Origin of the sequence: Sphaerisporangium sp. NPDC005288, assembly GCF_040607475.1 — a bacterium.
In the GTDB taxonomy this organism is placed as follows: domain Bacteria; phylum Actinomycetota; class Actinomycetes; order Streptosporangiales; family Streptosporangiaceae; genus Sphaerisporangium; species Sphaerisporangium rhizosphaerae.
The window spans coordinates 19,052-44,310 of the sequence record NZ_JBEXGT010000024.1 but is presented as its reverse complement, the minus strand read 5'-3'; the positions used below and the strand labels follow the sequence as shown (position 1 = coordinate 44,310).

Genomic DNA, 25,259 nt, shown 5'->3' with positions numbered 1-25,259 from the left:
AGTACTACACCGTCAAGCCGAGGCTGCTGCAGCCCGGCAATCGAGTCCCCAGTGATACGCATGCGGCAACCATAGCCCCTGACACGTCGCAGGTGTCAAATCTCCGGACACAAGTCTCACAATATGGGATGAGCTTGCCCATCCCCTCAGGCGGTCTCCTGGAGAGGAGACAGGCTGGTGCGCATGAGGGAGTCGACGCCGCGGGCGGCCATGGGGCGGGCGACCAGGTAGCCCTGGCCCCGGGTGCAGCCCATCTCGCGGAGCAGTTCGAGCTGCTCGGGGCGCTCGATGCCCTCGGCCACCACGATGAGGCCCAGGTCGTGGCCGAGCCGGACGATGGTGCGGGTGAGCAGCGTCAGCGTCTCGTCGCGTCCCAGACCGGACACGAACGACGGGTCGATCTTGATCATGTCGACGGGAAGCTGCCGCAGGAACGCCAGCGAGGCGTACCCGGTGCCGAAGTCGTCGATCGCGAGCCGCACGCCGAGGGCGCGCAGCTCCGACAGCCGGCTGATGATCTCGTCGGCGTCCTCGACGAGCATCTCCTCGATCACCTCGAGGGTCAGGGCGCTCGCGGGCAGGCCGCTCTCGGCCAGGGCCGCCTCGACCGTCTCGACGAACCGCGGCGCGGTGATCTGGCGGCTGGACAGGTTGAGCGACAGCCCGATGTCCCAGGACGAGGCTCGCCAGGCGGCCACCTCGCGGCACGCCTCGCGCAAAATCCACTCGCTGAGCGGGACGATCAGCCCGGTGTCCTCGGCGGCGCCCAGGAACTGCTGCGGCGGGACGAGCGTGCTGCCCCGCCACCAGCGCACCAGGGCCTCGACCGCGGTGACCCGGGAGGTCGCCAGGTCCACCACGGGCTGGTACTCGATGGCGAACTGGCCGGCCAGCAGCGCCCGCTGAAGGTCGGCGGCCAGCTCGAGGCGGCGTACGACGTCGGCGTGCATATGGGCGGCGAACACCTCGACGCGGCGGCCGCCGAGCTCCTTGGCCCGGGTCGTGGCCACGTCGGAGTTGCGGATGAGGTCGCCGGCCGGGACGCCGTCCTCGGCGAAGGCGACGCCGACGCTGGCGGTCAGCGCGATGTCGCGGTCGGCCACCCGGAAGGGCTCGGAGGACACCGCGCGCACCAGCCGCTCGGCCAGGTCGATGGCCGACTGGGCGTCGGCCGTGCCCGAGCCGGTCGACGGGCCAGAGCCGCCGGACTCCAGCAGCACCGCGAACTCGTCTCCGCCCCAGCGGGCGAGGGTGTCGTCGGAGTGGACGGCCGCGCGCAGCCGCCGGGCGGCCTGGCTCAGCAGGTAGTCGCCGCCGGCGTGCCCCACCGAATCGTTGACGCCGGTGAAGCCGTCCAGGTCGATGAACACCACCGCCGTGGTGCCGCCGCCCCTGCGCGCCAGCACCTCGCGGGTGCGCTCCTCGAAGTAGGCGCGGTTGGGCAGGCCGGTCACCCCGTCGTGGAAGGTGAGGTGGGCTACCTGGTTGCGCAGTGCCACCTGGTCGCTGACGTCCCGCGTGGAGATCAGGACGAGGTCCTCCCCCTCGCTGGGGTGACGGGTGGCGACGGACTCGGCCGGCCGCCAGGTGCCGTCGGCGGCGCGGACGCGGCAGGCGACCCGGCACGCGCTCTGCCGTTCCAGGGGCGGTTCCTCTTCGGTCGTCAGGGACCTCAACGCCGCCTGGACGCCGGGGGCGTCCTCGGAGTGGACGTAGTCGAAGATCGAGCGTCCGATCAGATCGCGAGGATGGTAGCCGTACAGGGCCTCGACCCCGGCGCCCATCTCGCGCATGACGCCGTCGGTGTCGCAGACCAGGACCATGTCACCGGCGCTCTCGGCCAGATGGATGAGCCGGCGCTCGCTGGAGTTCAGATTGCCGCGCATGCTCGCGGTCTCCACGGCCAGCACGAACACCTTGGCCAGCAGCACGACCACGACCGAGCCGACCACGAAGGGCAGAACGGCCACCGGCCGGTCGGGGCCCTGGGTGATCACGCGGACGAGCAGCACGACGGTGGCGACGGCGGCCAGGACGAGCGGCGCCCCCTCCACGATCGCGGAGGACGGCGCCCGCACCGGGCGGGTGCGGGCTCGGCTCGCCCACGGGGCGGCGGCCAGCAGCAGATAGGCGATCGGCGCCACCAGGCCTGCGGCCGGCGGAAGAGCGCCGCCGACGGTCACGCGGGCCATCGCCGTGGCCAACTCCTGCACGGTGACCGTCGCGAGCACGGCCAGCGCGGCCAGGCCCACCCGGCGCCCGGCCGAGCGCGACGCCAGCGCGGCCGGGGCCACGGCGCACGTCGCCAGCAGGCAGACCACGGGTGAGGCGAGCGTGCTCGGCTCGTCGGACCTCGCGTACAGCGGAGCCAGAAGCACGACCCAGCCGATGGTGAACAGCGACGCGGCGCTGATGTAGGCGCTGGTGGCGTACTGGAGCAGCGACCTGCCGTACGCCCGGCGCCGCGCCGTGCGGCCGCAGCCGATCGCGAGCAGCACCCCGCCCGCGATGAGCAGGACGTCGGCGAAGGTCAGCATGAACGGCGTGCCCTCGGCGAGCGGGCGCACCCCGACCCCGGCCAGCCAGGCGGCCGTGCCGGAGGCGAGCCAGCGCCAGGCGGACGACTGGTGGCGCCAGCCCGGCGCGACGCGGACGGCCGCCACCAGGAGTGAGACGGCGGCGATGAGGCCGGCCACCACCCCGGCCACCGCGGTGACCGTCGCGGCGGCGGCGTCGACGAGGAGGGCAGCCGTGAGGCCCACCGCGCCGAGACCGGCGGCGGCGGTCAACGGGACCCTTGGGTCACGAAGGCCGTTCAACGTCGTCGCCCATGCGGCTCATCCCTGTCACGTGGCCAGTGTCGCGCCCGCCCGGGGGCGGAGGAGGCGACAACCGCTCAGTCGTCACCGATCTGATAACCGCCTTGCTCGCTGTCAGGAACGGTGGCGCGGTGAGACTCACCGTACGCATCGGAGGTCACGAGGCAGCCACGGCTTGGGTTTGCTTTCCTATCGTTACGAGTCAGAAACGAGAGTCAAGCCGTTCAGTACGACCCCGTGATCACGTTGTTCAGCGGTTCCCCGGACAGATATCTCAGCATCTGAGATCGCATGAGTTTCAGCGTCCGCCGCAGCGACGCCGGGGTGCTGCCTGCCACGTGCGGGGTGATGAAGACCCCCGGCGCCGTCCACAGCGGGTGGTCCTTGGGCAGAGGCTCGGGGTCGGTCACGTCCAGGGCGGCCCTGAGCCGGCCGGCGGCGAGCTCGGCAACGAGCGCGTCGGTGTCCACCACCGAGCCGCGCGCGGCGTTCACCAGCACCGCCCCGTCCTTCATCATGGCGAGGAAGGCTGCGTCCACCATGCGCGCGGTGTCCGGGGTCTGCGGCACCAGCAGCACCACGACGTCGGCCTCGGGCAGCAACCGCGGCAGCTCATCCTCGCCGTGCACGCCGTCGCGCGCGGTGCGCGCCACCCGCACGACCTCCACCTCGAACCCGTCCAGGCGGCGTTCCAGCGCCTGGCCGATCGAGCCGTACCCGATGATGAGCACGGTGGCGTCGGCCAGCACGCCGGTGTGGTGGTAGGTCCACTCCCCGCGCTGCTGGGCGCCGGCGAAGGCCGGGAAGTCGCGCAGCACGGAGATCATCGCGCCGACCGCCCACTCGGCGGTGCCCGCGTCGTGGACGCCCCGCGCGTTGCACAGGATCACGCCGTCGGGCAGGTGGGGACGGTAGGTCTCGACGCCGGCCGTCACCGTCTGCAGCAAGCGCAGCTTGGGCATCCGGCCGAGCAGTTCGGCGGTCGTGCGGGGCGGGATGAGCGGGGGGATCCACACCTCGACGTCCTCGGCGTTCTCGGGCGGCCGCTCGCCTCCGTCGTACAGGACGCATTCCACATCCGGCAGATCGGTCAAGACATCGACGATGGCCTGCGAGGGAGCCCAAATCTTCATGACCATCAACCCTAACGACCCCCCGCCGGGGGCGGGAACCTCGCCTGCGGGACGTCAGTATGGAGTGACGGAGGAGGTTCTTGATGCCCGACGGATCACCGCACGCCGGCACCGCACGCGACCACCGGCACCCCACCCCGCCCATCCCCCCGCCCGTTGCTTCGCCCGCCCCGCCCATCCCCCCGCTCGTCTGCTCGCCCACCCCGCCTGTCCGCCCGCCCGTCTCTTCGCGCACCCCGCCCACCCCGCCTGTCCGTCCGCCCGCACCCGCCATCGCCCGGACCGCGCCGGCCGCCCGCCCGCTCCCACCGGCCGGCCCGAGGACGGCGCCCCCCGCGCCGGTCCTGAGCAGGGCGCACGCGGTGCGGCGGGTGCTCGCCGCCGCGACCGCCGCCGTGCTGCTGGCGGGGTGCGCGCCCGGGAAGGCGGAGCGCGCGGACGGCGACGGCTCCTCCGTCCCGCCGACCAGTGCCGCACCTGCGGCCCCGTCCTCCGGCGCGACGGAGTCCCCCGCCAAGGTGGCGACGCCCGGCACCCCTCGCACGCTCGTAGGAGGTCTGGCCGTTCCCTGGGCCATCGCCTTCCTGCCCGGCGGCGACGCTCTGGTCACCGAGCGCGGCTCCCCGCGGCTGCTGCGCGTGTCCCCCTCCGGCGAGGTGAGCGAAGCCGGGGTGATCGAAGGCGTGTCCCCGAGCGGGGAGGGCGGCTCGCTCGGCGTCGCCGTCTCCCCCCGGTTCGCGCAGGACCACTACGTCTTCGTCTACTACACGGCCGCCACCGAGAACCGCATCGTGCGCTACCGCTACCAGAACCGCCTGAGCGACCCGGTGACGATCCTCAGCGGCATCCCCAAGGGCGCCATCCACAACGGCGGGCGGCTCGCGTTCGGGCCCGACGGGTACCTGTACGCCACGACCGGCGAGACCGGCGAGCGTCCCCTGGCCCAGGCGCTCGGCACGCTGGGCGGCAAGATCCTGCGGATGACCGTCGACGGCAAGCCCGCACCGGGCAACCCGTTCGAGAACGTGATCTGGAGCTACGGGCACCGCAACGTCCAAGGCGTCGCCTGGGACCCGGACGAGCGCATGTACGCCTCGGAGTTCGGCCAGAACACCTATGACGAGGTCAATCTGATCAAGAAGGGCGGGAACTACGGCTGGCCGGGGGTCGAGGGCTTCGGCGGCGGAGACGGTTACACCGACCCGCTGCTCACCTGGTCTCCCGCCGAGGCATCGCCCTCGGGGATGGCCTACGCGAAGGGCTCCCTGTGGATCGCCGCCCTGCGTGGGACGCGGCTGTGGCAGGTGCCGGTGATCGGCATCGGCCGCGTGGGCAAGCCCATCGCCCACTACACGGGAAAGTACGGCCGCCTGCGCGCCGTGGCCGCCACCCCCGACGGCTCCTCGCTCTATGTCAGCACCAGCAACAAGGACGGCCACGCCCCTTCCGCAGGCGGCGAGGACCGCATCCTGGTCATCCCGCTCCGCTGACCCGGAACCTCCGCGGACCCGGAACCCTCCGCGGACCGGAGCCCGGCCCTGGCTTCTCCCGGCCCTGACTTCTCCCGGCCGGAGCCCGGCCCTGGCCTTTCCCGCCGGAGCCGGTCCGGCCTGTGCGGGGACGGGCCCGAGCCCGGCGCCGGTCGGCCCGAGATGGACGCCCGGGTCAGGACGGCCTCACCAGGCCGGAGCCGCTCCTGGCGACGATGCCGGTGGACGGCGTCAGCCGCTTCCGGTCGCTCCCGCGGCGCCGGTTCCCTTGCCGTCGTTCCCGCTGCCGCTCGACCGGCCGTTCCCGTTCCCGTTCCCGTTGTTGCCGTTCCCGTTGTTGCCGTTCCCGTTGTTCCCGTTCCCGTTCCCGTTGTTGCCATTGCCGTTGTTGCCGTTGCCATTGCCATTGCCGTTCGGGTTGGCGTTGCCGTTGGGCGTGGTGTTCTTGTGGCCGTTCCCGTTCCCGTTCGGGTTGGCGTTGACGTTCGGCGTGGTGTTCTTGTGGCCGTTGCCGTTGTTGTCGGAGGTGACGGGCGTGCTGGGCTCCGACTGCTTCTTGCCGCCGTTGCGGCGCTGCTTGGCCGAGCCGTCGGGGTCCTGACCGGAGGGCTGCGACTGGACGGTGGAGTCGTTCTGCCGTTCGGGACCGCTCGGCTGCTCCGGCCTGCAGATCACCTTCGGCGCGGCCTCGTACACCGTCGTCCGCGGACGGTCCTCCTTGACGATCTTGCCGTCCTTGTGGAAGACCCGGGTGACCGTGACGGTGTAGCCGGGGATGCCCTCCATGGGGATGCAGTCGGGATCGGTGACGGTCCTGGTCTCCGGCTGGGCGGGGTTGGCGCGCTGCGAGGTCTCGATGTCGATGCGGTCGTACTTCCTGGTGCTCCACAGCGACACCGTCAGCGCCGTGCCGGTGTAGGACGCCTTGACCAGCACGCCGTACTCGGTGACGTTGCGCCACCGCAGGTCCTCGTCGGGGTAGTTCACCGACGCTTCGCGGCCCATCGGGTAACGCGTCACGTAGAACGGATAGGGGGTGCGGGCGACCTCCTCCATCCCGGCGAGGAAGGCCGCGTCGTACAGGGTCGTCGCGAACTGCGACATGCCGCCGCCCATCGCGATGACCAGGCGGTCGCCTCCGACGGACTGGGCACGGACGAAGCCGCGGGTGGCCGGGTCGCCGATGGCCTCGTTCAGCGAGAAGACCTGCCCCGGCCGCACGATCATGCCGTCCACCAGGTCGGCCGCCTTGTGGATGTTGGTCACCCTGGCGGCGCAGCACGGGTAGGTCGTGGTGGACTGCGCGATCTGCTCCTTCACCCCGAGCTTCACGGCCTCCGCGTCGCTGAGCGTGGGCTCGGTGATGGCCAGGGACACCGGGATGGTGCGCGCCCCGCCGACGGTGATCACCTTGCCCACCGCGTCGGCCAGTTTGGCGCTGTCGACCCCCTTACCCGTGCGGGCGTGCACCAGCTTGGGCCGCTGGTTCTCGATGACGAACCCGGCCTCGCGAGGCGCCGCGGCCATGCCGACCAGCTTGGTCTCCAGCCCGGCGACCGCCTTGTGCGCGTCGAAGACGGGGCGGACGACGCCGGCCTGGTCGGGGGTGAAGGTCAGGTGGGCGGCGATCAGCTTGGGGGTGAGGTGGGCGCGCCTGCCGCCGTTGACCAGCGTGATCGGCTCGGCCACCGCGCGCCGGGCGACCGCGAGCGCCCCGTCGAAGGCCTGGATGCCCGCCTTGGGCTGGACGAGGTCCACCGACAGCGGCACCGGGGACGGGGCGTCCAGGAACGACCGCCTGATGGCCTTGGCGGTGGCCGCCTCGTCCAGGACCTGCCCTGCCTTGGGGGTGCGCAGCTCCGGCGTGGTGCCGTTGTAGACGATCGCGCCCTCCTGGGCGGGACGGCCGACGTCCGCGGCGATCCGGCGGAGGCGGTCGGCGAACTTGGTCTGGTTGAGCGAGATGCGCAGCGGCAGCTCGCGTTCGCCGGTGAAGGACTGCCAGACGGCGATGGGGCTGGGGAAGCCGGTCTCGGCGTCGGCGATCGTGGCGTCGACGTCGATCGTGAGCCCGGCGTCGCGCGGGTCCAGCACTCCGACGCGCCGCCCGTCCAGCATGAGGACGAGGGGCTGCTGGTCGTTGCCGTCGAACCGCTCGTGCAGGCGGTCGAGCGCCTGGGTGGCGTTCATGCCGCCGATGCGCACGTCTTTGACGTGCGTTCCCGGCGGCACCTTCCCCCAGATCAACGTGGCGGGGACGCCGTAGCCGAGCAGGAAGAGGAGTGTGAGCGCTCCCACGGCCAGCAGGACGCGCCGCAGCCCATGCCGCCGCACGGACGGTTCAGGGTCGTGCAGGTCCGCCGGCTCGGGCTTGGGCTCGTCCTCCGGGCGGCGCACCCGCACGCCGGCCGTCATCGGCCACGGCTCGGGCGGGCCGGCGGGCGGCGGCAGGGTCACCGGCGGGCTGGAAGGAGCACCCGACGGCGGCGGGGTGTTGACGAAGATCTCGGGAGACACGCCCGGCGGCAGCGGTGAGACCCCGCGCGGCAGCTTCCTGCGCGTTGCGGACGCGTGGCCCGCGGCGGGGTCCTTCTGCTCGCCGGTGTCCTTGGCGAGTTGCCGGTCGGCCGGAAGCGCGACGGGTGAGCCAGGCCGGACCGCCGCGAACGGGTCGGGAGGCGGGTCGATGGACGCTCCGGCGTTCCGCACGCCTCCGTCCTCCTCCCACTCCGTACCGAATCCCCCGCATCACCCTAAACCAACACCACTCACAAATTCTTCAACATCGCTGGATGAATCCAGTCCCAGGTATGAGCAATTTATAGGTGAAAAGCGTACTAAGTACGGAAGCTAGGTTCGCCTCACATAAGGCGGACGGGTCTCGCGGACCATTTCCGCGAGACCCACACGCACACCGACGGACGGTTCGGTGCCCGGCGCCTACTCGGAGACGCCGAGCCTCTCCAGGATCAGCTCGCGGGCACGGCCGGCGTCCGCCTTGCCGCGGCTGGCCTTCATCACGCCGCCCACCAGCGCGCCCACCGCGGCGATCTTGCCCGAGCGCACCTTGTCGGCCGCGTCGGCGTTGGCGGACAGCACCTGGTCGATGATCGAGGACAGCTCGCCCTCGTCGCTGACGATGCGCAGGCCGCGGGCCTCGACCACCTCGTCCGGGGAGCCCTCGCCGGCCAGCACGCCCTCGAGCACCTGCCGGGCCAGCTTGTCGTTCAGCGCGCCGGAGGCCACCAGCTCGACCACCCGGGCGATCTGCTCCGGCGTGATCGGCAGCTCGGCCAGGGGCGTGCCGGACTCGTTGGCGCGCCGCGCCAGCTCGCCCATCCACCACTTGCGCGCGTCGGCCGCGGGCACCCCCGCCTTGACGGTCGCCTCGACCAGGCCGAAGGCGTCGGCGTTGTGCATGGCCGCCATGTCCAGGTCGGAGACGCCCCACTCGGCCTGCAGCCGCCTGCGCCGCGCCGTGGGCAGCTCGGGGAGCTCGGCGCGCAGCTCGGCGATCCACTCGGGGCTCGGCGCGATGGGCAGCAGGTCGGGCTCGGGGAAGTAGCGGTAGTCCTGCGCCTCCTCCTTGGACCGGCCAGAGGTGGTGGCGCCGGTGTCCTCGTGGAAGTGGCGGGTCTCCTGGACGATCTTGCCGCCGTCGGCGAGGATCGCCGCCTGCCGCTCGATCTCACCGCGCACCGCCCGCTCGACGCTGCGCAGCGAGTTGACGTTCTTGGTCTCGGTGCGGGTGCCCCACTCGCCGGCGCCGCGCGGCATCAGCGAGACGTTCACGTCGCACCGCAGGGAGCCTTCCTCCATGCGGACGTCGGACACGCCGAGCGTGCGCATGACCTCGCGCAGTTCGGTGACGTACGCGCGGGCGACCTCGGGCGCGAGCTTCTCGGTGCCCGGGATGGGCTTGGTGACGATCTCGACCAGCGGGATGCCGGCGCGGTTGTAGTCGACGATCGAGTAGTCGGCGCCGTGGATGCGGCCGGTCGCGCCGCCCACGTGCGTGGACTTGCCGGTGTCCTCCTCCAGGTGGACCCGCTCGATCTCGATGCGGACGGTCTCGCCGCCCACCTCGACGTCGAGGTAGCCGTTGCTGCACAGCGGCTCGTCGTACTGGCTGATCTGGTAGTTCTTCGGCATATCCGGATAGAAGTAATTCTTCCGGGCGAAGCGGCACCATTCAGCGATCGTGCAGTTCAGCGCCAGGCCGATGCGGATCGTCGACTCGATGGCCTTGTCGTTGGCCACGGGCAGCGCGCCGGGTAGCGCCAGGCACACCGGGCAGACGTGGGTGTTGGGCGGCGCGCCGAAGGCGGTGGAGCACCCGCAGAACATCTTCGACGCCGTGCCGAGCTCGACGTGGGTCTCAAGGCCGAGCACCGGCTCGAAACGCTCCAGCGCCTCGTCGAACGGCATGACGGAGTGGGTGGTGGTCACAGGGACGGAGCCTCCTTCAGCAGCGGGCCGCCCCAGCGGTCCTCAAAGGCCTTCTCGACGGCGGCGCCCACCCGGTAGCAACGGTCGTCGCCGAGCACGGGGGCCATGATCTGCAGGCCGACCGGCATGCCGTCCTCGTCGGCCAGACCGCAGGGCACCGAGATGGCGGCGTTGCCCGACAGGTTGGCCGGGATCGTGCACAGGTCGGCGAGGTACATCGCCATCGGGTCGTCGGCGCGCTCGCCGATCGGGAAGGCGGTGGTGGGCGTGGTCGGCGAGACCAGGACGTCCACCTGGTGGAAGGCCGCCTCGAAGTCGCGCGCGATGAGCGTGCGGACCTTCTGCGCCGAGCCGTAGTAGGCGTCGTAGTACCCGCTGGACAGCGCGTAGGTGCCGAGCATGATGCGCCGCTTGACCTCGGGGCCGAACCCGGCGGCGCGGGTGAGCGCCATGACCTCCTCGGCGCTGCGGGTGCCGTCGTCGCCGACCCGCAGCCCATAGCGCATGCCGTCGAACCTGGCCAGGTTGGACGAGCACTCGGAGGGGGCGATCAGGTAGTAGGCCGGGAGGGCGTAGCCGAAGCTGGGGCAGGAGACCTCGACGATCTTGGCGCCGAGGGACTCGAGCAGGTCGACGGCCTCGCGGAAGCGGGCGATCACGCCCGGCTGGTAGCCCTCGCCGCCGAACTCCTTGACCACGCCGACGCGCAGGCCGGCGACGTCGCCGCGGCGGGCGGCCTCGACGACCGGCGGCACCTCCTCGTGGATGGAGGTGGAGTCCATGCTGTCGTGGCCGGAGAAGGCCTCGTGCAGCAGCGCGGCGTCGAGCACGTTGCGCGCGAACGGGCCGGGGGTGTCAAGCGAGGAGGCGAAGGCGATCAGCCCGTACCGCGAGGAGCCGCCGTAGGTGGGCTTCATGCCGACGATGCCCGTGACGGCCGCCGGCTGGCGGATCGAGCCGCCGGTGTCGGTGCCGGTCGACAGGGGCGCCTGGTAGGAGGCGACGGCCGCGCTGGAGCCGCCCGAGGAGCCGCCGGGGATGCGGCCGAGATCCCAGGGGTTGCGCGTCGGGCCGTAGGCGGAGTTCTCGGTGGAGGAGCCCATCGCGAACTCGTCGAGGTTGGTCTTGCCCAGGATGACCAGGCCCGCCTCGCGCAGCCGCGCGGTGACGGTGGCGTCGTAGGGCGGCCGGTAACCCTCGAGGATCTTGGACCCGGCCGTGGTGGGCATGTCCTTGGTGGTGAAGACGTCCTTGTGCGCGATCGGCACGCCCGCGAGCGGCCCGAGGGGCTCGCCGGCGGCGCGGCGTTCGTCCACCGAACGGGCCTGCGCCAGCGCCGACTCGGTCGCCACATGCAGGAACGCGTTGACCTGCGGGTCGACCTCGGCGATGCGGTCGAGGTGGGCCTGGGTGACCTCGACGGCCGAGACCTCGCCGGAGGCGATCAGGGCGCCCAGCTCGGCGGCGGTCTTGCGGGTCAGGCTCATGCCTCCTCCCCGAGGATGCGCGGGACGCGGAAGCGGTCGTCCTCGACCGCCGGGGCGGCCGCCAGGGCCTCCTCGGGGGTCAGGCACCGGCGCACCTCGTCGGGACGGTAGACGTTCGTGAGCGGCAACGCGTGCGACGACGGCGGGATGTCGTCGGTGGCGACCTCGGAGACGCGCGCGACCGCGCCGATGATGTCATCGAGCTGGGTGGCGTAGTGGTCGAGCTCGTCATCGGACAGCGCCAGCCGGGACAGCCGGGCGAGGTGCGCGACCTCGTCGCGGGTTATGGCGGACATGAGTCGTTAACCCGTTTCATGGATGGCAATCGGACAGTGTCATCCTAGGGCGCGTGACCGAACGTGGCCGAACCATTAAGCATGGTTCTCCGGGCCATGACCGCCGGTGATCACCGGTCCGGCGGCCCCGGGCCCTACAGGGCCGTGACCCCGCGCGTGCCGCAGCGGCCGTAGGACGGCGCGCCCACCCGCTCGCCCAGCCAGTCGGTCATCTCCCCCGCCGGCATCGGCTCGGCGAACCGCCACCCCTGGGCGGCGTCGCAGCCCATGTCCTGCAGGCGCTGGGCCACCTCGTCGCTCTCGACGCCCTCGGCCACCGACCGCAGCCCGAGCGAGCGCACCAGGTCGACGATCGAGCGGACGATGCGCTCGTCGTCCACGGTCTTGCCGAGCCGCTGCACGAACGAGCCGTCGATCTTGACCTCGCACACCGGCAGCCGCTGGAGGCGCACCAGCGAGGAGTACCCGGTGCCGAAGTCGTCCAGGGCCAGCGGGATGCCGAGCTCCACCAGGGCGTGCACCGAGTCGGCGGTGTAGGCCTGGTCGGTCATCAGGATGCGCTCGGTCACCTCGAGCTGGATGGCGCGCGGCGGCAGGCCCAGGCGGTCGAGTCCGGCCTCGATCAGGTCGGGCAGGGTCGCGTCGAGCAGGTCGCGGGCCGACACGTTGACCGACACGGGCACCTGGATGCCCGCGTGCCACCAGTGGGCCGCCTGCTCCATCGCGGTGTCAATGACGTACTGGGTGATCTGCCGCATCAGGTACGACTGCTCGGCCAGCGGGATGAAGTCGTCGGGCAGGATCGGGCCGCGCTCGGGATGCCACCACCGCAGCAGCGCCTCGACGCCCTCCACCATGCCCGATGCGAGGCCGACCTTGGGCTGGTAATGCAGCTCCAGTTCGCCGCGGCCGATGGCGCGGCGCAGGTCGCCGAGCAGGTTCAGCCGCTCGGGCGAGTTGCGGTCCTTCTCGGCCAGGTAGACCTCGACGCCGGTGCGGCCCTCCTTGGCGAAGTACATCGCGACGTCGGAGCGCTGCAGCAGCAGCTCGAAGTCGGGGGCGTGGTCGGGGTACAGCGCGATGCCGATCGAGGCGTCCAGGTCGAAGGTCATGCCCTCCAGCCGGACCGGTTCGGTGAGCGCCACCCGCAGCCGCGCCGCCACCTCGCGAGCGGCCGTGGCGTCGCGGACCGTCGGCAGGAGCACGGCGAACTCGTCCCCGCCGAGCCGCGCGACGACGTCGCCCGGCCGCACGCTGTGGGTGAGGCGGTGCGCGACGATCTGCAGCAGCCGGTCGCCGACCGGGTGACCGAGGGTGTCGTTGACCTCCTTGAACCGGTCGAGGTCGAGCAGCAGCAGGCCGACCCGGACGTCCTCGCGGGCCTCGGCCAGCGCCTCCTCGGTGCGCACGATCAGCAGCTTGCGGTTGGGCAGGGACGTCAGCCCGTCGTGCATGGCCTGGTGGTCGCGGCGCACCGACAGCGAGGCGGTGAAGTACAGGGCGGCGAGGGGCGCGACGAACAGCGGGGTCAGCGCCGGGGAGCGGCTCATGACGACCACGACCAGCGGGGCGAGCCCGAGCAGCGCGGCGTAGACCAGGCTCTGGTGGCCGATGCTCGTGCGGATCACCCGCGGCAGCGACCGGCGCTCGTGCAGCGCCACCGCTCCGCAGACCAGCAGCCCGCGCACCACGAAGTACGCCACCGCCGCGAGCGCGACCGCGGCGATGTCGGTGCCCTCCGGCACCCAGGGCGCCGCCGGGTGGGGATGGTGGCCGAACGCGGCGAGCACCACGGCCGCCCCCGTCGTGGCCAGGGTCACCTGGGAGACGTTGAACAGCACCCGGTGCCAGGCCCTGCGGTGGACCAGGCCGCTGACGACCAGCGCCAGGGCGTGGATCAGCACGGCCACCGACAGCCCGTGGTAGAGCAGCACGGCGAAGGTGAACAGCGTCGAGGTGGCCGTGCCCCCGGCCAGGCGCGAGGAGGAGACCACGATCGGCCGGAGCTCTCCGAGCACGACCAGGACGATGAGCACCCAGAACAGCGAGGTTCGCGCCAGATCGGCGAGATCGCCGAGGCCGAGCCTGATCTCGGCGGTGAGCAGCGCCGCCAGGCCCGTGGCGACGACCCCCGTGAGGTAGGTCCACAGCGGGGAGAAGGGACGCGGCGGCGTGTCCCTCGTGTCGGATGGATCCGTCATAAGCAAGTAAACCCCCAAGAGGTCACTATGGGAGGGTACGACCTCTGGGCCACTTCGCGAAACCGGTTGGGCACGTTCCGTTACCGGTTATTTCCGGCATACGGCAGTTCTGCTTCGTCCGCGGCATGGATGCCGGATGACTGAAACTTAATGAAATAATCTTCTAGGGGTATTTTTCCAGGATCGATGCCGTCATGCAGCGGAGATCGTCCGGTCGGCGACCGGCGGGAACCGGTCCGATCCCCCCGTCGGTCCTCCCCGGACCGGCCGCCGAACTTCCGCCGGACAGGTCACCCTCCGAGTACGGGCGCCGGCGACAATGGGCGAAGGCCCGCCACCGGTGCGGTGACGGGCCTTCGGGAAGCGGACCCTCTCCGGGATCGGCCGGACGGGTTCGCTGGTCGGGCCGTGCCGTATGGCCTGGCCGGCCGGCCCTGGACGGGCGCGCGCGCCCGCGGCGCGGCGTCAGTACCCGAAGCGCTGCAGCCCGTCGGCCCAGGGGTTGACCACGTACCCGGTCCGGCTCGCCGGGTCCAGATACAGCCCCTGCCTGCTGTCCGGGCTGATGTTCGACGTGGCGATGGTCGAGTTGACCAGGTTCACCACCGGGTGCCGTGCCAGGACCTTCCCGGTGTCCGGCTCGATGACGGTGATCTCGCTCAGGGCGTTGTTGTCCCCGGTCGTGCCCGCCTCGTACAGGTGCGCGATCACCGCGACATGGTTGAGGTCGTCCAGCGCCGCCCACGCCGGGCCATGGGTGCCGAGGTCCGCGGGCGCCGGGCCGGTGAGCGTGGCCTGGTCGGCGACCGTCCAGGTGCTCGTCGGGAACTGCCCGCGGTCGGGCGTCGAGGCGCCGGCGAGCATGTACACCTTGGCGCCCTTGCCGTCGGGGTAGAACCCGGCGGTGCATCGCGGCGCGTCGGTGATCGGCGTGACCGCGCGGGCGTCCAGGTCCGCCCGGACCGTCCAGAACGGCACCCGCGTGTTGAGGCAGGGGCCCTGCGTGCCGGAGGTGGCGGCGAAGACGGCGCCGGTGGCCGCGTCGATCGACACGCTGCGGAAGGTGCGTCCGAGGTTCGCCGGGTTCAGCGGGATGGGCGTGCCCACCTTCCCCGTCGCCATGTCCACCGGCCACAGCTCGGCCAGGCCCGACCGGGCGTCGAAGGTCGTCACGGCCGCCCGGTGGCGCACCCGGTCCACGGCGCCGCCCTCCAGGAGGGTCATCTCGCCGTGGGTGTCGTCCTGGAGCGTGGCCGCGAGAACGCGCTTGCCGGTCGCGGTGTCGCGCACGTCGAGCTGGGGCGCCGCCGCGGCGTCGAACGGCCTGCGGGCGATCAGCGTGTGGCCGGTCGCCGGGTCCGAGCCCACGACCGACTGCGTCTGCGTGCCGCCGGACTCGCTCAGCAGCGGCGCACCGAGCTTGCCGTCGATGAGCGAGTACGGCGTCGTGGCCGAAATCCTCACATGGGTCCCGCCGTCGTCGCCCTCGGCGAACTCGTCGGTGGCGATGAGCGCCGTCCGGCCGGTGACCTCGAAGTTCTCCAGCGCCCCCGTGACCGGTTCGCCATCGCGGTACTCCAGGAACGACGTCGGGGACGCCTGGCCGACCGGACGGCCGCCCCGGGTCGCCAGCACGCGCACCGGGTACTGCGTGCCGGTGGTCAGGCGCAGGGCGTTCAGGTCCAGCACCGTGGTGCCCTTGGCGGACGGCAGCGCCCGCACCAGCGTGGAGGCGTGGTCGACGCCGTTGTCGTCCGGGCCGCTGCCGTTCTGGTTGGTCACGGTGTTCAGCGACCCGTACAGGGTCGGGCCGGGGGTGAGGAACTCCACGGCCGCGCCGTCGGCGCCGCGCACGTCCTTGACGTCCCAGGACACCTTGAGCTTCGGCGCGGCCAGCGTGACCAGGGCCGAGTGGCCCTGCTCGCCGTCGCCGCCGGTCAGCAGGGGCGCCTGCGGGCGCTGGTCCGCGCCCTCGCCGACGCGCACCGCGCGGAAGTCGCCCCACACGGCGCCGCCGTTCAGGCTGACGCCGACGCCGTAGATCCCGGCGCCGCCGGCCGCGAAGGCCGAGGCGGGGATCGTCACCGAGCCCTTGCGCCCGGCGAGCGGGGTGCTCCAGTGGGCGCGGAACTTGTCGGTCGTGGACAGGGGCGTCCAGTGGCCGACGGAGGACAGCACCAGCGTGGCGTCGGACAGGTCGCGGGTGCGGGACAGGTCGTACTGCACGGTCAGGGGCTTGCCCAGGGCGATCGATCCCGGCACGACCGGCGCGGGCGCCCCCGTGCGGGTGCCGTCGGAGGCGGAGAAGGTGAGGCTCCGCGAGACGGCGGCGACGGGCTTGCCGTGGCGCAGCGCCTCGAACACCACCGGCACGGTCCGCTCGCCGTCGGCGGCCACCGGCAGCCCCGCCGCGGCGAGAAGCTCCTCCGGGAGCACCCGCAGGCTCGGCCCGGCGGCGGCGATCCGCCCACGGTCACCGACGCGCAGCCGGTAGGTCAGATCGGCGTCGCCGCCGGTCATGTCGAGCCCGAAGGTGATCGGCGAGGTCGCGTTCTGGCCGGACGACTCGCCCCAGAAGTCAGCCGGGCCGGTCAGGTCCAGGTGGGCGGGGTCGGTGGCCTCGACGAAGGAGGAGGTGACGTCCGTGGCGATGAGCTGCCGGTGCGCGACGGACAGGCGCAGCGCGGCGGTGGGGATGCGGTGAGAGCCGCCGAGCACCTTCTCCACGGCGGCGGTCACGTCAAGCTGCGGCCCCACGTGCAGCTCCTGGTCGGCCTGCGGCGGCTGGGCCACCGGGCGGCCGGTGGAGATGAGCAGGTCGCGGACCTCCCGCGGGCTGAGCTTCTGGCCGGTGGCCCGCGCGGCCGACAGGACGTTCGCCGCCGCCGCGGCGATCATCGGGGCGGAGGCGGACGTGCCGCCGTTCAGCGTGACCTGCGGCCCGTCGGGGGAATGGAACAGCGTCGGCAGGTTGTCGCCGGGCGCCGCCAGGTCCACCCGGCTGCCGAACCCGGAAGAGTAGCTCGCCGCGCCGTTGTACCGCGTCGTCGGGTAGGTGGCGGTGCGGACGTCCGCCGAGGTGAGGGTGTCGTCGACCGTGGTGCCGCCCGCCGCGATCACGCCGGTGTCGCGCACGAGCGTGGGAGTGCCGGTCGCGGCCACGTCGTCGAGCGTCGTCTGCGCGGAGGCGCTGCGGGTGAGCTCGGTCGGGGTGCTGCCGCCGTCCGGGCCGATCGAGACGGGCAGGCCCAGGCGCGTGCCGTCGTTGGAGGAGACGACCACGACGATGCCCGAGTCCACGATCTCGCGCAGCGTCCGGCGGATCTGCGGGTCCTCCTCCAGCCAGCGGGAGGGGAAGCCGATGGACCCGTCGGTGCCGAAGCCCAGGCTGGCGGTGATCACGGTCGGCCGCGGGCGCTGGGCCGCCGCCGCGCGAAGGGCCGCGTCGATGCCCCTGCTGGAGGGCTCCTGCGGGATGACCAGGCGGTAGTCGGCGCCGGGCGCGATGCCGAGCAAATCGGTCGGCCCGCTGCCGGTCGCCTCGGGACGCTGCCGGTCGTGCGGGAGGGGCGCCATCATGCTGAAGTCCATGAGGACCTCGCCGAGGTAGGGGTCCTGGCCCTCGATCGCGCCGGTCGGGTCGAGACGGCCGTCGTTGTCGGCGGTGTAGGCGGGGATCAGCGGGAGCGAGGGGTAGTCGAGGTAGCGCTGCCCGTCCTTGACGACGGACGTCGGGCCGTAGGCGCGCACGTAGTCGTCGCCCGCGTCGGCCATCGCCTGGTCGGTGAGGTCGCCCAGGGATACGTTCGTGATGATCTGCCCCTTGCCGGGCAGCGCGTGCAGGTAGGTCGCGAAGTGCTGGAAGGCGCCGACCGCGTTGACGCCACCGGCGTTCAGATACGACTGGAACGAGGTCGTCAGCCCCTCGTTGGCAGGCACGGCACTCGGCGCCGCCGCGGTCGGAGCCGCGGTCGGGCCCGGCGTCGCGTCCGGGCCCGCGTCGGGCGTCGCATCCGGGGCCGCGTCCGGGGCCGCCTTCGGGGTCGCGGACCGCGCGACGGGGTGGCCGAGCGCGGACAGGGCGGCGCCGGGGATGGCCACCGCGCCGTAGTTCATGGCGCGCGGGCGCACCGCGGAGGTCGCCAGGCCGGACGGCGCGCCCACGGTGTAGGGGGTCAGCCGGGCGGCGTCGGCGCGGCGCTGCAGGCCGGCGGCGGTCGGGGTGAGCGGCACGCCCAGGCCGGTGCGGCCGGAGTTCTGCGGCACCGGGAAGACCCGGGTCCTGCCCGCCTTGTCGGTGAGGCTGCCGGTGCCGTCGTCGGTCCAGCGGACGACCGACCCGTCGGCCAGCGTGACGGAGTGCGCCGCACCGTCCGTCCCGGGCCCCTCCTCGGCCAGCGCGGCGGGCGTGCCTGACGCCAGCAACGCGGTGGCCAGCAACGCGGCGGCCGCTGTGGCGGCTGAGACGCGCCTGAAACCTGCGGACATTCTCGTCCCTTCGGGGGGTGTTACTACCAGGTAAAATGTCGCTTTTGCACCAATCGACATGATCACCCTGGCGGCGCTCCCACCTCTGAGCAAGCCCTTGCACCTGCCACTTAGCGCAACTGCCCATGTGAGACGCCCAGCCCGTGGACCGCCTTCCACGGAGACGGGACCAGTCCGACCATCACCGCCGCCGCGCCCTCCGGCCGTCCCCTCCGCGACGAAGGCCCTCCGGAGTGACTCCGGAGGGCCTTGGTCCTAGTCCTGCACGCAAGCGGGTCATCGGTCTCGCGGAAACCGGCCAGGACTGCCTGGACCCTTCAGCCGGATTCTGGCGTTACCTGTTGTCGGAGTCGTAGAAGAGACTGACCGGCCGACCGGTTCTGGCATCGAGCATCGTCACGCACTCGGGCCTGACGAACCCCCACCCATACTCTTCGTCCAGGACCACGAGCGCTCCGCCGTCGAGTGTGCGGAAGCGGTAGTTGACCTGCCCGGATCGGTGACCGATCTGCTCGGTGGCGTGGGCCGGATCCCGGAGCGCCCCGTGGGTGAAGTTCGTCCCTGCGAAGTAGTTGTAGTAGAGCCTGCAGTCCTTTCCCTGGCCGGTCGCCACCGTCGTGGGAATCCCGCTAGTAGCCGAAAGGACGGTTCGTTATCCGGCGCCGGCCCCCAGTTCGTCCTTGCCCTCGTTGGGGCTGGGAATGGCCCCGTCCTTGGTGGTGTACACCGTCCCGGCAACGGCTGCGGGGATCGGGGAGAGAGCCAGGCAGACGCCCGCCGCGACCACGGGCATGATGTGGTGGAGCATCTGCGAACAGCTTGATCTCATGTGTCCATTTCTTTCTCTGCGGATGGCTGCGGCCAGGCGCCTTCGATTGCCGCCGTTCCGACGATCAGAGGCACGCAGGGAGATGCATCGCCTCGACGTAGCCCCAGCGTCCGGTCACGGGCGCGTAGCCGAGGATCCACTGCTCCGGACCGTGATGGCCGCAGGTCGGCTGGGTGATGTAGAAGGCGTCGCCGGCACGCACGTTGCCGATCACGAAGGACCGGGGGGCGCTGCGGTAAGACCCGGCGGATCCGAGATGGATGGGCGTGCCCTGAGGGGAACCGGGATGTGGCGCGCTGACGGGAACATCTTTCACCTGTCCGTCGCCTCCGACGGCCCGTAGGTCCGGCAAGCCGGTGCCCCGGTCACCCTGGCTGCGGGCGAACGGGTCGCCGAGGCAGGACTTGGCGATGAATCCCCAGTTGGGACGGTCACGCTTGCTGTAGTCGAGGACCAGCGCGTAGTCCTTGTAGGTGTAGCGGACCCCTACGGCCTCCCCTTTACCCTTGCCCCAGGCACGCTGTGGCACCTCCGGCTTCGGATAGTTCTCGTAGATCGAGCAGTCACCCTGGAGCGCGGTCCGGTGGGTGTAGCGCGTCTCTGTCTCGGCCCCGGTCGAGGCGGCCGCACTGACGGCGTGGAAGGCGAAAGAGGTCGCGACGCCTCCGGCCAACAGTGCGCCCCTAAGCGCGGAGCCCCACCGGCCGGCGGCGGCCTTTCCGCTCCGCCGAGTCCACATTTCTTCCCGCGATGCGGCGACGGGGACGATCTGGTGCACGGGTCGCTCCTTTGTCATCTCATACGCGCCACGAACGTGAGCGCATCTCCGAATAAGATTCTGAAACACCGCTGTGCTCTAGCTGCATTATTCAGCGCCTCACATCCCACTAAGGAGGGTTTTCTACGAGAAAATTATGAAAATCCCTGCAAATCACTGAAACCCCCACTAACCTGGGCGATCGGCCTCACCCACCTGTCGTTGCAGAGGTTGGATGAATGATTGAAAAGGGACAAACCGCAAAAATCCTAACTACCCCGCCCTCTACTTCGAGAGGCCCGACAGGAGAGGAGGTCAAAGAGGCGCGCGAAGCTGCCGCCATGTCGCTGAAAGACATGGTCCAGGAAATTGGGCGAGTGGGGGTAAAGATGTCCATATCGACGCTCTCGCGCAGCGAAGCGGGAACTCGTGACTTCAAGCGAGCCGAGCTTCAGGCCATCACGGCAATCCTGGCATCGAAGGACGTGCATCTTCGGCCGCCGCCATGTGATGAGAACAGCGCCGATGTTGCTCATGTCCCTATGCCGCCGACGCAAGACGCGCCGGGACCCCTAAGCGGCTCCTATGCGCGCTCGTGGCACGAGCGGGCCTCGCACCCCCGATCCCTCCGCAGCCGCCATGCGAGCGTTCTCGGCGTCGTCGGCCTCCTCGTCGTGGTGGGATCGGTGCTCCTGCTGATGCCCTTCATGCGAGGCACCGCCGTCACCTTCCTCCGGGGCACCGCCACCACGCCCGCGATCTCCCCGCCGTCCACGACGCACCAGCCCCCGCCCCACACGTGCGCGCGCTACCGCGTCGCAGCGCGCGACCTGTGGTTACGCAACCGGTACGGCAAAGGCCTCGTGCAACTACCGCAGGACACAGAGATCGCCTACTCCGGCGAGCAGAACGCAGCCGGCCATTGGGAGATCACAACGGCCGATGGCAGGCACGGGTGGGTCGACTCCGCGTATCTGGAACCACGGTGTTGACGTCCGACGCCCATGACATATCCGGCTATGCCAAATGGCGGCACGACGCGCATCGGGGGCAGAGCCATGACACGTCCGCGGAGTGTCGAACCACCTGTCAGGGCGCCGCCCCGAGACGCCCACCTTCCCCGCGCACCAGACGTCACTCGGGCCGGTTCGGTCGGAGGCGGATTCGGGGAGAGGGGCGGCGGGTCGTACGATCGACGCCACGCGCACGCTTCGAGGAGTGACCCGATGGACCCGTCCCCCGGCGCGTCCTGGGCCGGCACCGGCCTGACGCCCCTGGCCGGGCAGGTTCTCGAATACCTGGTCGGCCATCCGGACTCCGGTGAGAGGACCGTCGCGGCGGCGGTCGGCGCGACGGCCGAGGACACCCGCCTCACCCTGGCCTCCCTGGAGGCCGACCTGCTGGCGGTGCGCGTCGACGGCACACCGGCCGGGGCCGGCGTGGAGGGGCCGCCCTCGCGCTGGCGCGCGAGCCCACCGCGCTCCTCGCTCGGGTCGCTGCTGGCCCGCAGACGCCAGGACCTGGCCCGCGCCGAGCTGTACACGGAACGGCTGCACGAGCTCTACCGGGCCGCGGCGCACCGCTACGTCGACTCCGACCTGTTCGAGGTCCTGGAGACCCCCGCCGAGGTCGCGACCCGCTACGCGCACCTGCTCAGGACCGCCCGCGAGGAGGTGCTGCACCTGGCCAAGCCGCCCTACGTGACCTCCGTCCCCGTCCCCCGCGACGGGGAGGGACGTCCCGGTCCGGCGGCCGAGCTGGTCTGGGGGGAGGAGGTCAGGCTGCGGTCGGTGTACGACAGCGACGGGTTCACCGACACGGTGTCACTGGAGACCGCGCTGCGCGGCACCTCCCGGGGAGGGGAACTGCGGCTGGCCCCGGACGTGCCGATGAAGCTGGCGGTGTTCGACCGCACCGCGGCGATCATGCCTCTGGGCGGGGCCGACCCGGCCGGCGGTTCCCTCGTGGTGCACTCGCCGCCGCTGCTGGAGGTGCTGACCGCCCTGTTCGAGAACATCTGGCACCGCGCCGTCCCGGTCTCCCTCGGCCCCCACCCTCCCGCCCCGGACGACCGAACCTCCCCTGCGGCCGACCGGCCGTCCGTCCGGGCCTCCGCCCTGGGCGGCCCGGACGAGCGGACCCGCGAAATTCTGCTCCTGCTGTCGGCGGGGATGAAGGACGAGGCGGTCGCGCGGGTGCTTCACCTGAGCCGCCGGACGGTCCAGAAGCACATCAGCGACGCCGCCAAGACGCTGGGGGCGAGGACGCGCTTCCAGATCGCCCTCCTCGCCCGCGACCGCGGCTGGCTCCGCCCCGGCCAGGACACCTGACCGGCGAACGGCCACCGTGCCAGTGCGGTGACCACATACGTTCACCGGGCACGGCTCTCCACCCCGGCCAGGACACCTGACCCAGCGAACGGCCACCGTCTAGTGCGGTCACCACATACGTTCACCGGGCGCGGCTCTCCCCCCGGCCACGTGCTGCACGTGATCGGCCGATCGCCCTCCTCGCCCGCGACCGCGGCTGGCTCCGCCCCGGCCAGGACACCTGACCGGCGAACGGCCACCGTGCCAGTGCGGTGACCACATACGTTCACCGGGCACGGCTCTCCACCCCGGCCAGGACACCTGACCCAGCGAACGGCCACCGTCTAGTGCGGTCACCACATACGTTCACCGGGCGCGGCTCTCCCCCCGGCCACGTGCTGCACGTGATCGGCCGATCGCCCTCCTCGCCCGCGACCGCGGCTGGCTCCGCCCCGGTCAGGACACCTGACCCAGCGAACGGCCACCGTCTAGTGCGATCACCACATACGTTCACCGGGCACGGCTCTCCACCCCGGCCACGTGCTGCAGGTGATCGGCGCCGGGTCGGCGGGTCGTGGTACAGCGATGCCAGCGCCTGCTACGGCGCCCGAGCCGGTGAACGTTCGTGGACAGCGCGCTAGGCGCCGGCCGTCTCCGCGGCCTCGACGGCGGGAACGATCTCGTCGGCGTCAGCGTCGGCTGTGACCTGGTCGGCGTCGGCGGGGGCTTCGGAGCCGGTGTCCGGCTCTTTCGGGGGACGGACGGCGTCGGGGCCCTGGGCGAGGAGGGTCTCGAAGGCCGCCTCGTCCAGGATCTGGACACCCAGTTTGGCGGCCTTGTCGTACTTGGAGCCGGCGTTCTCACCGGCGACCAGGAAGTCGGTCTTCTTGGAGACCGAGCTGGTCACCTTGCCGCCGCGCGCCTGGATGGCCTCCCCCGCCTCGTCCCGGCTGTATCCGGCCAGCGTGCCGGTGACCACCAGCGTGAGGCCGGCGAGGGTCTGCGGGCCCTCGACGGCCGGGGGCTCGTCCTCCATGCGGACGCCCGCCGCCTTCCAGCGCACGACGATCTCGCGGTGCCAGTCTTCGGCGTACCACTCCTGGATGGAGGCGGCGATGGTCGGGCCGACGCCCTCGACGGCGGCGAGCTCCTCCTCCGAGGCGCCGAAGATGCGCTCGAGGGACAGGAACGCCGCGGCCAGGGCCTGCGCCGCCGTCGGGCCGACGTGCCGGATGGACAGCGCGACCAGCACCCGCCACAGCGGCCGGTCCTTGGCGACCTGGAGCTGGGACAGCATGTGCTCGGCGTTCTTGCTCGGCTCGCCGTTCATGTTGGCGAAGAAGGTGACGACCTTCGGCTCGCCGGTCTCGGGGTCGGTCTTGGGCAGGCCGGTGTCCTGGTCGCGGACCACCGACTTGATCGGCAGCAGGCGCTCGATGGTGAGATCGAACAGGTCGGCCTCGGTGCGCACCGGCGGCTCCTGCGGCGGCAGCGGGGCGGTGAGCGCGGTCGCGGCGACGTACCCCAGGCCCTCGATGTCGAAGGCCCCGCGGCCGGCGGCGAAGAAGATGCGCTCGCGCAGCTGCGCCGGGCAGGACTGGGCGTTGGGGCAGCGGATGTCGACGTCCGCCTCCTTCATCCGCCGCAGCTCGGTGCCGCACTCGGGGCAGTGGGTGGGCATGACGAACTCGCGCTCGCCGCCGTCACGCAGGGCGGCCACGGGGCCGACGATCTCGGGGATGACGTCGCCTGCCTTGCGCAGCACCACGGTGTCGCCGATGAGCACGCCCTTGCGCGCGACCTCGGAGGCGTTGTGCAGCGTGGCCCGCTCGACGGTGGACCCGGCGACGACCACCGGCTTCATCACCCCGTACGGCGTGACCCTGCCGGTGCGTCCCACGCCGACCTGGATGTCCAGCAGCTTGGTGTTGACCTCTTCGGGCGGGTACTTGAACGCGATCGCCCACCGGGGGGCGCGGGAGGTGGAGCCGAGCTGGCGCTGCGCCTCGATGCGGTCGACCTTGACCACCACGCCGTCGATCTCGTACACCGGGTCGTGGCGATGCTCCCGGTAGTACTCGATGAAGTCGTTGATCTCGGTGAGGCTCTCGACGACCTTGTAGGTATCGGCGACCGGCAGCCCGAACGCGCCGAGCCGCTCGTAGATCGCCGACTGGGCCTCCGGGCGCGGGGAGCCGCCCTCCCAGACGCCGACGCCGTGGCAGATCATGGACAGGTCGCGCTGCGCGGTGATGCGCGGGTCCTTCTGTCGCAGCGAGCCGGCGCCGGAGTTGCGCGGGTTGGCGAACGGCGGCTTGCCCGCCGCGACGAGCTGCTCGTTCAGCTTGTGGAAGCCCTCGACCGAGAGGTAGACCTCGCCCCGGACCTCCAGCCGGTCGGGGATGCCGTCCCCGGTGAGGCGGTGCGGGATGTTCTTGATCGTCCGGACGTTGGCGGTGACGTCGTCGCCCACCCGGCCGTCGCCCCGGGTCGCGCCGCGCACCAGCCGGCCCTTCTCGTACACCAGGTCGATGGCCAGGCCGTCGATCTTCAGTTCGCACAGGTAGGGGCCGGGATCGGCCTCCAGCAGCCGTTCGGCCCTGGCCTGCCAGCCCGCGAGGTCGGCGTCGTTGAAGGCGTTGTCCAGGCTCTCCAGCCGCCGCGGGTGCTGGACCGGGGTGAAGTCGGAGGAGATGGGCGCGCCGACCTTCTGCGTCGGGGAGTCGGGCGTGCGCAGGGAGGGGTGCGCCTCCTCCAGCTCGCGCAGCTCGCGCATCCACGCGTCGTACTCGCCGTCGCTCACGGTCGGCGCGTCGAGCACGTGGTAGCGCCAGTTGGCCTCCTCGGCCAGCTCGGCCAGCTCGGCGTGGCGCTCCAGTGCGCTCACGGGCACGCCCTCGACCTCGGCAGCCATGCCGTCTCCCCTCATCGTTCAGCCCCAAGGAGAACGCTACGGGCTACGAAGAGTGCTCGCGCCCTCGCACAGACGTCCTACCAGGGG

Annotated in this window: 15 protein-coding genes; 3 read left to right on the top strand and 12 right to left on the bottom strand. The window is 71.7% G+C overall.

Features of this window, described 5'->3' with window-relative positions; genetic code table 11:
• Positions 1–146: 146 nt before the first annotated feature.
• Both ABZU32_RS22760 and ABZU32_RS22755 read right to left on the bottom strand, forming a co-directional pair.
• Positions 147–2,789 carry an EAL domain-containing protein gene (locus ABZU32_RS22760; RefSeq protein ID WP_354924839.1) on the bottom strand — a complete coding sequence of 881 codons (2,643 nt, stop codon included), beginning with the start codon at positions 2,787–2,789 and terminating at the stop codon, positions 147–149.
• 254 nt (positions 2,790–3,043) lie between these two features.
• Positions 3,044–3,952 (bottom strand): 2-hydroxyacid dehydrogenase, encoded by a 909-nt coding sequence (locus tag ABZU32_RS22755; protein WP_354924837.1) that lies wholly within the window; start codon positions 3,950–3,952, stop codon positions 3,044–3,046.
• A gap of 83 nt (positions 3,953–4,035) precedes the next feature.
• Between ABZU32_RS22755 and ABZU32_RS22750 the strand changes: the two genes are divergently transcribed.
• Positions 4,036–5,442, top strand: a complete 1,407-nt coding sequence (locus ABZU32_RS22750; RefSeq protein WP_354924835.1) for a PQQ-dependent sugar dehydrogenase — start codon at positions 4,036–4,038, stop codon at positions 5,440–5,442.
• A 231-nt stretch (positions 5,443–5,673) separates the two neighbouring features.
• On the opposite strand, the gene ABZU32_RS22745 is transcribed toward ABZU32_RS22750, so the two are convergent.
• The 9 genes from ABZU32_RS22745 to ABZU32_RS22705 form a co-directional block, all read right to left on the bottom strand.
• A complete protein-coding gene (locus tag ABZU32_RS22745; protein ID WP_354924833.1) occupies positions 5,674–8,151 on the bottom strand; it encodes a VanW family protein in 2,478 nt (825 codons plus the stop codon).
• A 231-nt stretch (positions 8,152–8,382) separates the two neighbouring features.
• Positions 8,383–9,891, bottom strand: coding sequence for an Asp-tRNA(Asn)/Glu-tRNA(Gln) amidotransferase subunit GatB (gene gatB / locus ABZU32_RS22740; protein ID WP_354924832.1), 1,509 nt, complete (start codon positions 9,889–9,891; stop codon positions 8,383–8,385).
• Positions 9,888–11,378: an Asp-tRNA(Asn)/Glu-tRNA(Gln) amidotransferase subunit GatA gene (gene gatA / locus ABZU32_RS22735; protein ID WP_354847290.1), complete on the bottom strand. Its 1,491-nt coding sequence runs from the start codon at positions 11,376–11,378 to the stop codon at positions 9,888–9,890. The genes gatB and gatA overlap by 4 nt, the downstream gene beginning before the upstream one ends.
• The gene (gene gatC / locus ABZU32_RS22730) at positions 11,375–11,674 is read right to left on the bottom strand and encodes an Asp-tRNA(Asn)/Glu-tRNA(Gln) amidotransferase subunit GatC (RefSeq protein WP_354847287.1); all 300 of its coding nucleotides are present in this window, start codon (positions 11,672–11,674) and stop codon (positions 11,375–11,377) included. Before gatC ends, gatA begins: the two co-directional genes overlap by 4 nt.
• Positions 11,675–11,808: 134 nt before the next feature.
• Complete coding sequence (locus tag ABZU32_RS22725) at positions 11,809–13,875, bottom strand: EAL domain-containing protein (RefSeq protein ID WP_354847284.1); 2,067 nt, start codon at positions 13,873–13,875, stop codon at positions 11,809–11,811.
• Positions 13,876–14,340: 465 nt separating this feature from the next.
• Entirely contained in the window at positions 14,341–18,363 is a 4,023-nt protein-coding gene (locus ABZU32_RS22720) for a S8 family serine peptidase (RefSeq protein ID WP_354924830.1), read from the bottom strand.
• 334 nt (positions 18,364–18,697) lie between these two features.
• Positions 18,698–18,976: a hypothetical protein gene (locus tag ABZU32_RS22715; RefSeq protein ID WP_354924828.1), complete on the bottom strand. Its 279-nt coding sequence runs from the start codon at positions 18,974–18,976 to the stop codon at positions 18,698–18,700.
• 39 nt (positions 18,977–19,015) lie between these two features.
• A complete protein-coding gene (locus ABZU32_RS22710; RefSeq protein WP_354924827.1) occupies positions 19,016–19,192 on the bottom strand; it encodes a hypothetical protein in 177 nt (58 codons plus the stop codon).
• A gap of 64 nt (positions 19,193–19,256) precedes the next feature.
• A complete protein-coding gene (locus ABZU32_RS22705) occupies positions 19,257–19,970 on the bottom strand; it encodes a hypothetical protein (RefSeq protein ID WP_354924825.1) in 714 nt (237 codons plus the stop codon).
• A gap of 320 nt (positions 19,971–20,290) precedes the next feature.
• On the opposite strand from ABZU32_RS22705, the gene ABZU32_RS22700 reads away from it, so the two are divergent.
• Both ABZU32_RS22700 and ABZU32_RS22695 read left to right on the top strand, forming a co-directional pair.
• A complete protein-coding gene (locus tag ABZU32_RS22700) occupies positions 20,291–20,941 on the top strand; it encodes a hypothetical protein (protein ID WP_354924823.1) in 651 nt (216 codons plus the stop codon).
• A 234-nt stretch (positions 20,942–21,175) separates the two neighbouring features.
• A complete protein-coding gene (locus ABZU32_RS22695; RefSeq protein WP_354924821.1) occupies positions 21,176–22,279 on the top strand; it encodes a helix-turn-helix transcriptional regulator in 1,104 nt (367 codons plus the stop codon).
• 616 nt (positions 22,280–22,895) lie between these two features.
• Here the strand turns inward: ABZU32_RS22695 and ligA are convergent.
• Complete coding sequence (gene ligA, locus ABZU32_RS22690; protein ID WP_354924819.1) at positions 22,896–25,172, bottom strand: NAD-dependent DNA ligase LigA; 2,277 nt, start codon at positions 25,170–25,172, stop codon at positions 22,896–22,898.
• Positions 25,173–25,259 lie beyond the last annotated feature (87 nt).

What these genes read in the sequence shown, in the direction of transcription:
- ABZU32_RS22695 (WP_354924821.1), top strand. Translation starts at nt 21,176, where the DNA reads ATGGACCCGTCCCCCGGCGCGTCCTGGGCCGGCACCGGCCTGACGCCC.
- ABZU32_RS22700 (WP_354924823.1), top strand. Translation starts at nt 20,291, where the DNA reads ATGTCGCTGAAAGACATGGTCCAGGAAATTGGGCGAGTGGGGGTAAAG.
- ABZU32_RS22725 (WP_354847284.1), bottom strand. Translation starts at nt 13,875, where the DNA reads ATGACGGATCCATCCGACACGAGGGACACGCCGCCGCGTCCCTTCTCC.
- ABZU32_RS22710 (WP_354924827.1), bottom strand. Translation starts at nt 19,192, where the DNA reads ATGAGATCAAGCTGTTCGCAGATGCTCCACCACATCATGCCCGTGGTC.
- ABZU32_RS22755 (WP_354924837.1), bottom strand. Translation starts at nt 3,952, where the DNA reads ATGAAGATTTGGGCTCCCTCGCAGGCCATCGTCGATGTCTTGACCGAT.
- ligA (WP_354924819.1), bottom strand. Translation starts at nt 25,172, where the DNA reads ATGGCTGCCGAGGTCGAGGGCGTGCCCGTGAGCGCACTGGAGCGCCAC.
- ABZU32_RS22720 (WP_354924830.1), bottom strand. Translation starts at nt 18,363, where the DNA reads ATGTCCGCAGGTTTCAGGCGCGTCTCAGCCGCCACAGCGGCCGCCGCG.
- ABZU32_RS22750 (WP_354924835.1), top strand. Translation starts at nt 4,036, where the DNA reads ATGCCCGACGGATCACCGCACGCCGGCACCGCACGCGACCACCGGCAC.
- gatA (WP_354847290.1), bottom strand. Translation starts at nt 11,378, where the DNA reads ATGAGCCTGACCCGCAAGACCGCCGCCGAGCTGGGCGCCCTGATCGCC.
- gatC (WP_354847287.1), bottom strand. Translation starts at nt 11,674, where the DNA reads ATGTCCGCCATAACCCGCGACGAGGTCGCGCACCTCGCCCGGCTGTCC.